Origin of the sequence: Algibacter luteus (assembly GCF_030344935.1) — a bacterium.
GTDB lineage: Bacteria > Bacteroidota > Bacteroidia > Flavobacteriales > Flavobacteriaceae > Arenitalea > Arenitalea lutea.
Map to the genome: position 1 here is coordinate 1,918,863 of NZ_CP128313.1, position 12,886 is coordinate 1,931,748.

Here is a 12,886-nt window from a genome sequence, read left to right on the forward strand (position 1 = left end):
ATGATATCAAAATTCATAGATTGTAACACCGCTTCTTAATTTGGGTTCAATAAAGGTGCTTTTTGGAGGCATGGTTAACCCTGAATTTGCAATAGCTTTGAGTTCGTCGACTGATATTGGTACCAGACCAAACCCAACAGCATAGTCGCCTTTATCTACTTTCATTTTTATGTTTACCAAATCGTTCTTACCATGAGAATAATCAATTCGTGTATCGTTACGTAAATCTGAAATCCCTAAAATGGGTTCTAAAACCGTTTTGTATAAAATATGTGTGTCTAATGCGAGCAACGGATTATCTAGACTATAATTATGCTTTCTGAGGTAAAGTGAATAAAACTCGCCATCTAAATACATACTAAAATGATGCTTTCCGGTGGGTTTATAAAGTTCTGTTCCTCGGTTTTCTATTCTAAAAACGGCATCTAATTTTATTAGAAAAGCATCTTTTGTTAAGTCGTTTAAATCTTTAACCAAACGATTGAATTCGTATATTTTTAATTCTGATTCTGGAATTAAATAACTCATAAAATAGTTATAAGCTTCGTCTCCAGAATGCATTTTATTTTCTGCTTTTAAATCTTCGGCTAGTAAAAATGATGAAGCTGAACGGTGGTGACCATCGGCAATATAAATACTATCCATAGTGTTAAACGCAGTCTTTATTTTGTTTATGGAGGCTTCGTCTTTCACGAGCCATAAATAATGGGTGTCTCTAAAATGGGTGGTGAATTCAAATTCCGCACGTTCTTTTTGTGTTTCCGCAATTATATCACTTATAACGTCATTATCTGGATAGGTAAGGAGTACGGGTTCAGCATTAAATCCAACCGTTTTTAAATAATCTTTGAAAATGTTTTCGCGAAATTCAAGCGTATCTTCATGTTTTTTGATAATATCAGCTTTGTAATCTTCGGCACTTGCAGCAGCTACAATTCCTGAAAATGCAATTCCGTCCCTGTTAACAATTTTATAAATATAATATGCAGGTGTTTCGTCTTGTATAAAAACACCATCTTCTTTAAACTCTAAATACCTGTTTTTTACTAAAGTATAGCGTGCTTTTCCAGTAATTTCTTGATGATATTTATAACCAGGATTTATAATATGAAGAAATGAAAACGGATTACCATCTAAACGGGCTTCTAATTCTTTTTGGGTATAGCTTTGATAAGACCTTGATGCCACCAAACTCACTTTATCGCGCGTTGGTCGTACTGCTTTAAAAGGAATTATTTTAGCCATTTATTTTAATGTTAAACCTTGCTTATGAACTATTTTATGGGTTGAAAACACTTGGCTTACTTTCGGAACTGTTGTGCTACTTTTTCGGCTTTCCTATTTTCAGAATAATCATAAAAACCTTCACCAGACTTCACACCTAATTTACCCGCTCTTACCATATTTACTAATAAAGGGCAAGGGGCATATTTAGGGTTTTTAAATCCGTCGTACATCACATGTAATATAGACAAACATACATCTAAACCAATAAAATCAGCTAGTTGTAAAGGCCCCATAGGGTGTGCCATACCTAATTTCATTACCGTGTCAATTTCTTCAACACCAGCCACTCCATTGTAAAGCGTTTCTATAGACTCATTTAACATGGGCATTAAAATACGATTAGCAACAAACCCAGGATAATCGTTAACCTCAACTGGTTCTTTACCTAAAGTCTTAGAAAGTTCCATGATGGTATGAGTCACAGCATTACTGGTGTTATAACCTCTAATGATTTCTACTAACTTCATAATAGGAACGGGGTTCATAAAATGCATGCCAATAACGCGTTCTGGTTTTGATGTTGCAGCAGCAATCTGTGTGATAGAAATAGAGGAAGTGTTTGATGCTAAAATTGCTGAATCTGAACAGGCTTTATCGAGCTCTTTAAAAATATTTAGTTTTAATTCTAAATTTTCGGTAGCCGCTTCAACCACTAAATCTGCGTTTTTTGCACCTTCACTAATACTTGTGTGTGTTTTGATATGAGACAATGTCAGTTTTTTATCTGCTTCAGAAATTTTTTCTTTTGCAATCATTCTGTCTAAATTCTTGGTAATAGTAGCTATTCCACGTTCAAGTGATGCTTCACTTATATCTATAAGGTTTACAGAAAATCCACTTTGTGCAAATGTATGTGCTATACCATTTCCCATGGTTCCAGCACCTATAACAGCTACGTTTTTCATAGGTATTGTATTTTTCGTTTTGTTATAACTTAAAAACTATTTATTATTTGAGTCGCAACACGCAGGGCTTCAGTACCATCATGAAGCGTAACAATTGGAGTCGTATTGTTATTAATAGCATCAGCAAAGGTTTCTAATTCGTCTAGAATCGAATTGTTTACAGGCACTTGAGGATTATCAAAATAAATTTGTTTTTTTACACCTTCAGCATTTTGTAAAATCATATCAAAATCACCCGGATTTTCCGGGGCATCTTTCATTTTTACAACTTCACACTTTTTGGTTAAGAAATCTACAGAAATGTAGGCGTCTTTCTGAAAAAAACGTGCTTTACGCATATTTTTAAGTGATATTCTACTCGCCGTTAAATTAGCTACACAACCATTTTCAAATTCTAATCTGGCATTAGCAATATCTGGCGTATCACTAATAACAGCAACTCCGCTAGCTGAAATGTTTTTAACTTTCGATTTCACAACACTTAAAATAATATCAATATCATGAATCATTAAATCCAGAACTACAGGCACATCTGTACCTCGCGGATTAAATTCTGCCAATCGATGTGTTTCGATAAACATAGGCGAATTAATTTCATTTTTTACTGCCAAATATGCAGGGTTAAAACGCTCAACATGACCTACTTGTCCGCGTAAATTATTTTCTGCTAAAAGCTCTCTGATATGTTCAGCTTCTTCTACAGTATTTGTAATGGGCTTTTCAATAAAAATATGCTTACCTTTTGCAATGGCTTGTTTAGCACAATCATAGTGTGACAACGTAGGCGTAACTATATCCACCATATCCACGGCATCAATCAAAGATTCTATGGAGTTGAAATATTTATATCCTAATTCTGCCTCTACTTTTTTAGCGTTCTCTTCATCGGCATCATAAAACCCAACAAGTTCATATTTTTCAGATTGTTTAAGAAGTCTTAAATGAATTTTTCCTAAGTGTCCAGCACCTAGAACTCCAGCTTTTAGCATAATATTTACGTTTTCAACAAAAATAAGATATTTAAAACGTGAAGTTAAGCAATTCATCTAAAAATTTGGCTTAAAAATGTGTGATAAATAAAAACTGATAATTTAGTTTTAAGCTTGAAATTGTTTGACTAATTTTAGCAAAATAAACGCTACTAAAATTGAAAGATACTTTTAAACACAAAGGATTAAGACAACAACTCGTTAACATCATAGAAGCCAAAGGAATAAAGGACCCTAAAGTATTAAAAGCTATTGGAAAAATACCGAGGCATTTGTTTATGGACTCGAGTTTTTTAGATCATGCTTATCAAGATAAAGCGTTTCCTATTGCTGCAGACCAAACCATTTCGCAACCTTATACAGTAGCGTTTCAAACTGAATTGTTACAAATTACCCCTGGTGATAAAATTTTAGAAATAGGTACCGGAAGTGGCTATCAAACTGCTGTTTTATGTGAATTAGGGGCTAAGGTATATAGTATTGAAAGACAAAATGAGCTATTTAAAAAAACATCCAAATTTTTGCCAAAATTAGGGTATCGCGCAAAGAAATTGGTTTTTGGCGACGGTTATTTAGGATTAGAAGAAGAAGCGCCTTTTGATGGCATTATTGTAAGCGCAGGTGCGCCTTATGTCCCTAAACCTTTACTGAGTCAATTAAAAATAGGAGGTAGGCTAGTAATTCCGGTTGGAGACGATATTCAAGTTATGACCATGTTTACAAGAAAAGGGCCTAAAGAATATGAACAAGAAGAATTTGGTGAGTTTAGGTTCGTGCCTTTACTAGGAGATAAAAATTAGGACTTAATTGTTCTTTTTTATAAATATTCCGAATAATTCTCTTCCTTTTCTTGATTCAATTGAATTGTAACAACTTTCGAAACTTTTTATTTTAAAATACGGTTGAAAATATTCTAAATATTCTGCTTTAGAGCCACCAAAAGGCGGATTTTCTGTGTCTTCAAAAAGTGGGAAACAAAACCATAAGCCTACCAATTTTCCATTTTCATTAAGTAAGTTGTGAATCTTAGCAGCGTATTGCTCTCGGTTGGTTTTTGTTGGTGGAAAGGCACAGAAAAAAGTTTGTTCTAATATAAGATCATAAGAATCTTGATGTGTAAAAAAATCGGCATGAATTAATTGTGAGTTTGGAAAATCTGGAACTCTGTCTTTAAATTGTGCTAACGGTTTTTTAGAAATGTCCAAAACATGTACATTTTTGAATCCATTTTTAAATAAATATTCTGCTTCATAAGCATTACCAGCTCCAGGAATTAATATTTTTAACGACTTATTTTTTATTTGATCTATATAGGTCTTTAAAGGTATTGTCGGCTCACCAACATCCCAACCTGTTTGCCGTTCATTGTAACGTTGGGTCCAGTAATTTTCTTCGTTGTTTGTATCTTCTTGATTCAATTTTGTTATTCTTCAATTGCTAAATTAAGTGCTTCTAATCCTCCAACAACAGGCAATGTCAAACTAGTGCCGTCTAAATCAATGGTTAATTCAGTTCCTGGTTTTGGATGTAAAGTATATTCTTTATCGCTTGAAAAAATCATTAAACCTATTTGTTGTCCTGCTTTAATTATTTGATCATCTGGTTGTAATTCGAAAGTAACATCATAAAATTTACCAGGTATAAGCGGTTCGCTTTCAGTTAACGATTTATGGTTTTGAGGATCTGCCCAACCACGAGTGATGATATTATCGGTAATTTTTACTTTACCTTCATTCCAAGGTAGCGAAACCAACCAAACTGATAAATTAGCTGCAGGTTTACTGCTCGCCAATTTTACTGTTATTTTGGGAACTCCCGATATATGTAAGTCTTTTGATAACGTGGGAGACACATACAATAAACGGTGTTTACTTGTTTCTGATTTAGCTAATTCTTCGCCAGCTATTGAATAGTCATCTATTAAAGTTTCTTGCCCTAAAGTTTGAGACTGTTCAGTAGTTAATCCTCCCATGCTAGGTGCTCCAGAACTTAAAAATAGCGTAACATCTTGCGCATCAGGGTTAGGGTAATCTTTATAAGGAGTTGGTTGATTTCTTTCATCATTTTCACGAACGATATAAGCTTTATCGGGTTGGTTTTCAATGCCATTATCAACACCATGTAAATACTTAGTAAACCACTTGTTCATCATACTTAAAGGTGGTGGTCCGCCATGTCCATTTTGATGGTAATAGATGTTGGTATGTAATCCCATTTCTTTCGCTTTTTTGTAAATACGATAGCTGTGTTCTGGCATAACATTCCAATCGTTAAAACCGTGAGACATCAATAATGCAGCCTTCATAGGGTCCATATCGTTTAAATAATCCCGTCCTGCCCAAAAATCATTATAGTCGCCTGTAATTCTATCCATTCCGTTTTTCATTTCGGTATCTCTCACTTTGGCATTACTGTATACACGTTTAGATATAGATTTTTCAGGAATTTTGGAGTCGTTAAGTTTTGTGTTTTTTAATGGTATAATTGGTTCTTCGCCACCGCTATGAATAAAATCATATAATACATCAATATCTTCACCCAAATAGCCTCCCGGAGATCTCACCAAACCGTTAGAGCGGTAATAATGATAGTAAGATGTGTTTGGTGCAATAGGTATTATCACTTCCAACCCTTCTACGCCAGTAGTTGCAGCCGCTAAGGGAATGGTGCCGTTGTATGAAGTTCCCGTCATTCCAACTTTACCAGTGCTCCAATAAGCTTTAACTTCTTTATTATTATAAGGTTCAGTAAACCCTTTTGCCTTTCCGCATAACCAATCCACAACAGCCTTTGGTGCTAAAGATTCGTTGTCATCACCAACTGTTGGAGAACCTTGTGAAAGCCCTGTACCAGGTGAAGACGAATGCACCACAATATAACCTCGTGGCACCCATTTTTTAATATGCGAATTCGAAATTATAGGTCGTTTGCCTCTGCGTGTCACTTCAGGATGTACACGTGGTTTTTCAGATAGTTCACCAAGTTCGTTATTAACATCCCAAAATAGACCATCCACATCTGGAGCAACTCCAGCAAAATACGGGCTAGAAACATATATCACAGGTAATTTCAAACCTTCAGTTTCTGTTTGATATGGTCTAGTAACAGATACGTGCATGCGGTCTAGTTTCCCATCACCATCAGTATCAAATGTGGTTTCAACAAATAAATCATGTCTAATCCATTTATCTGGTGTATTAAAAGCTTCAACTATTTGTGCTTCACCATCTTTAAAAATAGGTTTTGCTTTGTCTTGGGCTAAACTTTTTAAGATAAAAAAACTTAGAAAGAAAGTAAGGATGTAGTATTTCTTGATCATAAAAATTTGAAATTAATTGATGGTTATGGTAAGTATAACTTTGGAATGGGATTGTATTCGGTTTCTTGAGTCCAAAAAATATTTACAACCCACCAGCGCTTGCCGTCATTTACTAATTGGATACTATTGATGCCTCGCATAAATGGAGATTCATCGGCTTCGCTATAAAACGATTCGTATGTACTTAAAACATGAGTAATATTTCCGAAGGTATCAACTTTTCTATTAATTTCTTTTTCAAAAAAACCATTCTCAACTAGCCATTTTCCTGAACTCTTGATATAATCATCCGGACTCATATATCTTACTCCAAAATTACCTTCTTTATCTTGCCCTGACGGAATTAATTTTGCATCTGGCTTAAATAGAAACTTAAATTGTTTCCAATTTCTTTTTTGACCTTTTTCACCAGAGATAACGGCATAAAGTGTTTTGATTGTACTATCTAAAGTTAAAACGGAAGTGCTATCTATCTTAAATTCAAGAGCTTCTTGAATTGCTTTTTTGTTTTTTTGTTGTGCTTGAATACTTGCAGAAACAGCAATGACTAAGAGTACAACTAAGAACTTCTTCATATATAAAAATTTAAAGTTGAAAAATAGGAAAACTCAATAATTATAAGCGTTAATAAACCCTTAAATTATTTGTATATTTTTTTAATACGGTCTAGGTTTCGCTTGTTATCTCTGTCTTTTATGGTCTCTCGCTTATCATAAAGCTTTTTACCTTTTGCTAATGCAATTACAAGTTTTGCATAGCCTTTTTCATTTATAAACAGGCGTAACGGAATAATGGTGAGTCCAGTGTTTTGAACTTCCTTATTTAATTTTTTAAGCTCTTTTTTGTTCAAAAGCAGCTTTCTAGTAGCTTTAGGTTTATGGTTGTAATACGTGCCATAAAGGTATTCTTCAATGGTCATGTTAACTACAAATAACTCACCCTTTTCATTAAATTCACAAAAGCTTTCAGCAATAGAGGCTTTACCACTTCTAATAGATTTTATTTCGGTACCCGTTAGCACAATGCCAGCAGTATACTTATCTAAAATTTCATATTGAAAGCGCGCTTTCTTATTTTGTATGTTAATGTTCTTTTGCATGAAGCACAAAACTACATAATTTATTGTGAGATTTTCACTTAACGACATTGAAAAAGTTAAAGAATGATTAATCGGTTTTTTGATTACTTAAATACCATTAAATTAGCCTGAATGAAGCGAATACTTTTTATGCTTATGGTTATTGTTGTTTTAGTGTCATGTAAAAGTGTGGCTAAACATAACGAGCAGATTACCAAATTACATAGTGTTGAAAATTTGCATAGCGATATTGATAAGCTATACCATCAACTTAAGCGGCATCACCCTAAGTTATATCAATACATTTCTAAAGAAGAATTAGATTTTAAATTTGATAGTTTGAAATCCACCATAAATCAACCAATAGATTCTCGCACTTTTTATAGAAAAATAGCGCCAGTGGTAGCTTATGTAAAACAAGGTCATGTAGCTGTAAGTTCTGTCTCAAAACGATTTACGCGAAATGAAAGAAAACAATTAAAGAAGACATCTTTTGAGTTTTATAAATTAGAATTTGAATATTTAGAAGACAAGCTTTGGGTAAAACATTATAAGGGCAAAGATTCAATTTTAAAAGGCAAAGAAGTGGTTACTATTGAAGGAGAATCTGCAAAAGATTTAGTGAAAAGATATAAAACACGATTTGCTTCAGATGGTTATAACATAACATTGCATAATCGCTATGTTTCAAAGGGCTTTTCAACATTTTATTATCGAGATAAAGGGTTTGCTGATAGCTTAAAAGTGACTTTTAGATCGAAAGATTCGTTGTTTTCGAGAGTTTTTAAACGTATTGAGAAAGAAGATAAGAAGAAGAAAAAACGCGCTCCTGAAGATAGTACTTCTGTAGAAGAAGTAAAAGTCAATAAACTTTCAAAAGAAGAAAAGAATGTAAAAAAACTGGCAAAGCGGAAGAGAAGAAAAGATAACAGAAAATATGGATATCTGGGTGAAAATAACAAGTACACCCGAAATTTTAGTTTTATAGGAAAAGATAGTTGTGTAGCTTACATGAAGCTTCGTAGCTTTTCCAATGGCAATTATAAAAGGTTTTATAAAGAGAGTTTTACTAAATTAGATTCTGCCAATACCAAGTATTTTATTTTAGATTTAAGAGACAATGGTGGTGGTAGAATAGCCGAAATAGATTATTTATATTCCTATTTAACAGATGAATCTTACCAGTTTATTACAGAAAGCGAAGTAACGAGCAGAACACCTTTTTTAAAATCATTTATGAGTAACACAACCCCTAATAGTTTAAAAGTATTGAGTGCGGTATTTTATCCAGTTGTAGCGGCTCATAATCTATTTAAAACTAGAAACCGCGATGGTAAAACATATTACAAGTTTAACAAGCATACCAAGATAAAACCACCTAAACCTATGCATTATAATGGGAAATTGTATGTTTTGATTAATGGCAATTCTTTTTCGGCATCTTCGTTGATTTCAACGCATTTAAAAGCAAATAACCGCGCTACTTTTGTAGGTGAAGAAACTGGAGGAGCTTATAACGGTACAGTAGCCGGTATTTACAAAATTTACCAATTGCCAAATACTAAAATTAAAGTACGGATGGGGCTCATGCAAATAGAAGCTCCACAAAAACAAAATCCTGATGGTTACGGTGTAAAACCAGATATTACCATTTTACCAAAATTAGAAGACAGACAATTAAATATTGACACCGAATTAGATTGGATTTTAAAAGATATTCATAAACACGATTAATTTCCAAAAAAAAGAGTATTCCTTGAATGCCTTGAATCTAAATTTGTATTTTTGAATTTAGATTTTTAAATACTAAAACTTCAAAGTTATTATATGAATTCATACGATGTAGCCATTATTGGTTCGGGTCCTGGAGGATATGTTGCAGCGATTCGTTGCGCGCAATTAGGCATGAAAACTGCCATTATAGAAAAATATGCCACACTTGGTGGTACTTGTTTAAATGTAGGTTGTATTCCAAGTAAAGCGTTATTAGATTCGTCACACCACTACGAAGATGCTATTAAGCATTTTGAAGAGCATGGTATAGAAGTACCAGGCGAGGTTAAGGTTAATCTTGAAAAAATGATTGCTAGAAAACAAGCTGTTGTAGACCAAACTACAGGTGGTATTGATTTTTTAATGAAGAAGAATAGTATTGATGTTTATCAAGGCTTAGGAAGCTTTAAAGATGCTACGCATATTACAATTTCAGGTGATAAAACGACTGAAATTGAAGCAAAAAACACAATTATTGCAACTGGAAGTAAACCTTCAAGTTTACCATTCATAAACATTGATAAAGAGCGAATTATAACTTCTACAGAAGCTTTAAAACTTAAAGAAATTCCAAAACATTTAATTGTAATTGGAGGAGGCGTTATTGGCTTAGAATTAGGGCAAGTTTACAAACGTTTAGGGTCAGAAGTAACTGTTGTAGAGTACATGGATAGAATTATTCCAACCATGGATGCTGGTTTATCTAAAGAACTTAATAAGGTTTTTAAGAAAGCTAAATTCTCAATGCAGGTGTCTCACAAAGTGAAATCTGTGGAGCGTAAAGGAAAAGAAGTTATAGTAAAAGCAGATAACAAAAAAGGAGAAGAAGTAGAATTTAAAGGTGATTACTGTTTAGTTTCTGTTGGTCGTCGCCCATATACGGATGGCTTGAATGCGGAAGCAGCAGGTGTGAAGCTTGATGATAGAGGTCGAGTAGAAGTAAACAATCATTTGCAAACTAGTGCATCTAATATTTATGCTATTGGCGATGTTGTAAAAGGCGCGATGTTAGCTCATAAAGCGGAAGAAGAAGGTGTATTCGTTGCAGAGACACTTGCTGGACAGAAACCACACATAGACTATAACTTAATACCAGGTGTAGTTTATACTTGGCCAGAAGTTGCTGCTGTTGGAAAAACTGAAGAACAATTAAAAGAAGCTGGTGTCGATTACAAAGTTGGTTCTTTCCCAATGCGAGCTTTAGGTAGAAGTAGAGCAAGTATGGATTTAGACGGATTTGTAAAAATTCTTGCAGATAAATCTACAGATGAAATTTTGGGCGTACATATGATAGGTGCACGTGCGGCGGATATGATTGCCGAAGCTGTTGTTGCTATGGAATTCAGAGCCTCTGCTGAAGACGTTTCTAGAATGTCTCATGCGCACCCAACATTCACAGAAGCTATCAAAGAAGCAGCATTAGCAGCTACTGAGGATAGAGCTTTACATATATAGATTATTAAATAAAATAATTAAAAAAAGGCTTACCATTTTGGTAAGCCTTTTTTTATTTTTTACCTCCTAAGAATCCTAATGCTAAGGCTACAATACCTAAAGCAATAGTAATATATGAGTTAGTATTATCTTGGGCTTCTATACTTAATTCTCCAATACTTACAGCAGCTTCTGGAGCCACTAGCGTGTATATACCATAGCCTAAAAGTCCTAATCCGACTACTAATAAAACTGTTTTAACTGATTTGTTCATACCTTATATAGTTAGTTTATTCAAACAAGATAGTTAATTTTTAAATAAACCATTTCGCCTACTACTGTTTATAAGGCTAATTAAGGATTATGATTCAAAACTGGAAACAATTATAATTAAAACAGCTCATTTAGCACCTTAGCCAAACGAATTCCAGCTATTTGTAATTGCGTTCTAACTGTTTTAAAATGATGATAAGAATAACGGTATCTTAAATTTTCTTCTGGTTCTGCTGAGTCATATATTTTTCTAGTTAATTCATGCGTTTCATTTACCCAATCAATAACTGATCCTTTTTGAATGGCTTTCACCTGTGCCTTACTTAAAACATCGGCATTTTCAGCTAATTCAACATAACTCATATCAAATTTTTCAATCATATCGGAATCCCAAACTCTATGAAGATTAGAATCCTCATAATGCCATTGTACTTTAAAATCGTTTCCGCCTCGATCTTCCTTTAAACCAATATGCATGGGCTGATGTAAGTCGCCTATTAAATGAATTAGAAGTTTTAAATAAAACGCCTTATCGTCATCTGAAGCTTCATCATCAGAAATGATTTTTTTACAATAATTAATTCCTGAAACTAAATCGCCTTCAGGGTTTTTCTCTGAATCCTCATAGTTTTCATCTAAAGACATATTGATGTAATGCCATGTGTAAAATTCGTTATAACGTTTATCTGCTTTTATCTCATCGGCAAAGGTTGAAACGAACGCGAGAGATTTTCTGTTAAGCAAACGTTGTATCTCACGTTTAGCTTTTCCTGATAAATAGTCATCCGCAATTTTACCAACGACGCGGTGTCCGGTTTGTCCCCAAAAATCATCATTTGCAAAAGTTTGATATGGTAAAATAAAAAGTGAAGCTAAAAGTAAAGTGTAAATAAATTTCATGCCGTTAATTTTTAGCTAATTTAAATATAACGGATAAAGAAATTCATAAATAATACGGAGTTAACAAAAGTTTAATAAAACTGTATATTTTTAGTTTTTTTCAAAAACGCGTGACTAATTATAAAATGTAGTGTCTTAATCTACATAACACGTAAATAGCGCAAGCTAATTTTGAAAACCCTCGACAATATAAATAGTTTATCTGATGAAGATTTGGTACAAGCAATTGTTAAAACAAATGACACATTGCTTTTCGAGACGTTATATGATAGGTTCGCACGATTGGTGTACAATAAATGTTATGGTTTTGCAAAAGATGAAGATGAAGCTAAAGATTTAACACAAGATGTGTTTTTAAAGCTCTTTGTAAAGTTGGCTAGTTTTAAAGGTAAATCGAAGTTTTCAACTTGGTTATATGCGTTTACATATAATCACTGTGTAAATTACGTAACCAGAAACACGGCTAAAAAATTTGAAAAGCAGTCGGTAGATTATACTGATTTAGAAAACTTATCAGAGGAGGAAGACGACAACAGTTTTCTAAGTATGAAGGTTGATAAATTAAAAGTAGCATTAGAACTCATTTCTCCGCAAGAGAAAATGATTTTATTATTAAAGTACCAAGATAATTTAAGTATTAAGGAAATTGAAAGTGCTTTAGGAATAGGAGAAAGTGCAGTTAAAATGAGAATAAAACGTGCAAAAGATAAACTTATAAGCGTTTATAACGAAAATGACAAATAATGGATAATCCATTTAAACATATAAACCAGCCTATTAAGGAAGTTCCGCCAGAACTCAAGGAGAAAGTGATGAATGATATTGCCATGGCAAAACTCATCATGGACCTGGCAACGTTATTTTCTTATAATATTGGCGATGTTATTGAAACCGTTATTAAGAGTAGAAAATCAAAGTAAATTATAAT

At 33.5% G+C, this 12,886-nt stretch carries 14 protein-coding genes; 5 read left to right on the forward strand and 9 right to left on the reverse strand.

Annotated elements, in window-relative coordinates; genetic code table 11:
* Positions 1 to 6 precede the first annotated feature (6 nt).
* The 3 genes from O5O44_RS08020 to O5O44_RS08030 are packed head-to-tail and all read right to left on the reverse strand — an operon-like array spanning position 7 to position 3,181.
* Positions 7 to 1,245 (reverse strand): DUF1015 domain-containing protein, encoded by a 1,239-nt coding sequence (locus O5O44_RS08020; protein WP_289193850.1) that lies wholly within the window; start codon positions 1,243 to 1,245, stop codon positions 7 to 9.
* A gap of 56 nt (positions 1,246 to 1,301) precedes the next feature.
* Positions 1,302 to 2,192: a 3-hydroxyacyl-CoA dehydrogenase family protein gene (locus O5O44_RS08025; protein ID WP_289193851.1), complete on the reverse strand. Its 891-nt coding sequence runs from the start codon at positions 2,190 to 2,192 to the stop codon at positions 1,302 to 1,304.
* Positions 2,193 to 2,221: 29 nt separating this feature from the next.
* Complete coding sequence (locus O5O44_RS08030; RefSeq protein WP_026009934.1) at positions 2,222 to 3,181, reverse strand: Gfo/Idh/MocA family protein; 960 nt, start codon at positions 3,179 to 3,181, stop codon at positions 2,222 to 2,224.
* A 158-nt stretch (positions 3,182 to 3,339) separates the two neighbouring features.
* Here O5O44_RS08030 and O5O44_RS08035 point away from each other — a divergent pair, with 158 nt between their 5' ends.
* A complete protein-coding gene (locus O5O44_RS08035) occupies positions 3,340 to 3,981 on the forward strand; it encodes a protein-L-isoaspartate(D-aspartate) O-methyltransferase (protein ID WP_289193852.1) in 642 nt (213 codons plus the stop codon).
* A 3-nt stretch (positions 3,982 to 3,984) separates the two neighbouring features.
* On the opposite strand, the gene O5O44_RS08040 is transcribed toward O5O44_RS08035, so the two are convergent.
* The 4 genes from O5O44_RS08040 to smpB form a co-directional block, all read right to left on the reverse strand.
* Positions 3,985 to 4,599, reverse strand: coding sequence for a methyltransferase domain-containing protein (locus tag O5O44_RS08040; RefSeq protein WP_289193853.1), 615 nt, complete (start codon positions 4,597 to 4,599; stop codon positions 3,985 to 3,987).
* A 5-nt stretch (positions 4,600 to 4,604) separates the two neighbouring features.
* Entirely contained in the window at positions 4,605 to 6,500 is a 1,896-nt protein-coding gene (locus O5O44_RS08045; RefSeq protein ID WP_289193854.1) for a Xaa-Pro dipeptidyl-peptidase, read from the reverse strand.
* A 23-nt stretch (positions 6,501 to 6,523) separates the two neighbouring features.
* Positions 6,524 to 7,075, reverse strand: a complete 552-nt coding sequence (locus O5O44_RS08050) for a hypothetical protein (protein ID WP_289193855.1) — start codon at positions 7,073 to 7,075, stop codon at positions 6,524 to 6,526.
* A 65-nt stretch (positions 7,076 to 7,140) separates the two neighbouring features.
* Positions 7,141 to 7,599 (reverse strand): SsrA-binding protein SmpB, encoded by a 459-nt coding sequence (smpB, locus tag O5O44_RS08055; protein WP_019386550.1) that lies wholly within the window; start codon positions 7,597 to 7,599, stop codon positions 7,141 to 7,143.
* Between the two features lie 111 nt (positions 7,600 to 7,710).
* On the opposite strand from smpB, the gene O5O44_RS08060 reads away from it, so the two are divergent.
* Together O5O44_RS08060 and lpdA are read left to right on the forward strand one after the other, a co-directional pair.
* Positions 7,711 to 9,312 carry a S41 family peptidase gene (locus O5O44_RS08060; RefSeq protein ID WP_289193856.1) on the forward strand — a complete coding sequence of 534 codons (1,602 nt, stop codon included), beginning with the start codon at positions 7,711 to 7,713 and terminating at the stop codon, positions 9,310 to 9,312.
* 93 nt (positions 9,313 to 9,405) lie between these two features.
* On the forward strand, positions 9,406 to 10,806 hold the full coding sequence (gene lpdA / locus O5O44_RS08065; RefSeq protein ID WP_019386548.1) for a dihydrolipoyl dehydrogenase: 1,401 nt from the start codon (positions 9,406 to 9,408) through the stop codon (positions 10,804 to 10,806).
* Between the two features lie 52 nt (positions 10,807 to 10,858).
* On the opposite strand, the gene O5O44_RS08070 is transcribed toward lpdA, so the two are convergent.
* Positions 10,859 to 11,059, reverse strand: coding sequence for a hypothetical protein (locus O5O44_RS08070; protein ID WP_019386547.1), 201 nt, complete (start codon positions 11,057 to 11,059; stop codon positions 10,859 to 10,861).
* A 116-nt stretch (positions 11,060 to 11,175) separates the two neighbouring features.
* A complete protein-coding gene (locus O5O44_RS08075) occupies positions 11,176 to 11,958 on the reverse strand; it encodes a S1/P1 nuclease (protein ID WP_289193859.1) in 783 nt (260 codons plus the stop codon).
* A 171-nt stretch (positions 11,959 to 12,129) separates the two neighbouring features.
* On the opposite strand from O5O44_RS08075, the gene O5O44_RS08080 reads away from it, so the two are divergent.
* Together O5O44_RS08080 and O5O44_RS08085 are read left to right on the forward strand one after the other, a co-directional pair.
* Positions 12,130 to 12,702: an RNA polymerase sigma factor gene (locus O5O44_RS08080; protein ID WP_289193860.1), complete on the forward strand. Its 573-nt coding sequence runs from the start codon at positions 12,130 to 12,132 to the stop codon at positions 12,700 to 12,702.
* Complete coding sequence (locus tag O5O44_RS08085; protein ID WP_019386544.1) at positions 12,702 to 12,878, forward strand: hypothetical protein; 177 nt, start codon at positions 12,702 to 12,704, stop codon at positions 12,876 to 12,878. The genes O5O44_RS08080 and O5O44_RS08085 overlap by 1 nt, the downstream gene beginning before the upstream one ends.
* Positions 12,879 to 12,886 lie beyond the last annotated feature (8 nt).

Bases quoted from the DNA above. Each gene is read 5' to 3' on its own strand.
- O5O44_RS08020 (WP_289193850.1), bottom strand. From the start codon at position 1,245: ATGGCTAAAATAATTCCTTTTAAAGCAGTACGACCAACGCGCGATAAA.
- O5O44_RS08025 (WP_289193851.1), bottom strand. From the start codon at position 2,192: ATGAAAAACGTAGCTGTTATAGGTGCTGGAACCATGGGAAATGGTATA.
- O5O44_RS08030 (WP_026009934.1), bottom strand. From the start codon at position 3,181: ATGCTAAAAGCTGGAGTTCTAGGTGCTGGACACTTAGGAAAAATTCAT.
- O5O44_RS08045 (WP_289193854.1), bottom strand. From the start codon at position 6,500: ATGATCAAGAAATACTACATCCTTACTTTCTTTCTAAGTTTTTTTATC.
- O5O44_RS08050 (WP_289193855.1), bottom strand. From the start codon at position 7,075: ATGAAGAAGTTCTTAGTTGTACTCTTAGTCATTGCTGTTTCTGCAAGT.
- smpB (WP_019386550.1), bottom strand. From the start codon at position 7,599: ATGCAAAAGAACATTAACATACAAAATAAGAAAGCGCGCTTTCAATAT.
- O5O44_RS08060 (WP_289193856.1), top strand. From the start codon at position 7,711: ATGAAGCGAATACTTTTTATGCTTATGGTTATTGTTGTTTTAGTGTCA.
- lpdA (WP_019386548.1), top strand. From the start codon at position 9,406: ATGAATTCATACGATGTAGCCATTATTGGTTCGGGTCCTGGAGGATAT.
- O5O44_RS08070 (WP_019386547.1), bottom strand. From the start codon at position 11,059: ATGAACAAATCAGTTAAAACAGTTTTATTAGTAGTCGGATTAGGACTT.
- O5O44_RS08075 (WP_289193859.1), bottom strand. From the start codon at position 11,958: ATGAAATTTATTTACACTTTACTTTTAGCTTCACTTTTTATTTTACCA.
- O5O44_RS08085 (WP_019386544.1), top strand. From the start codon at position 12,702: ATGGATAATCCATTTAAACATATAAACCAGCCTATTAAGGAAGTTCCG.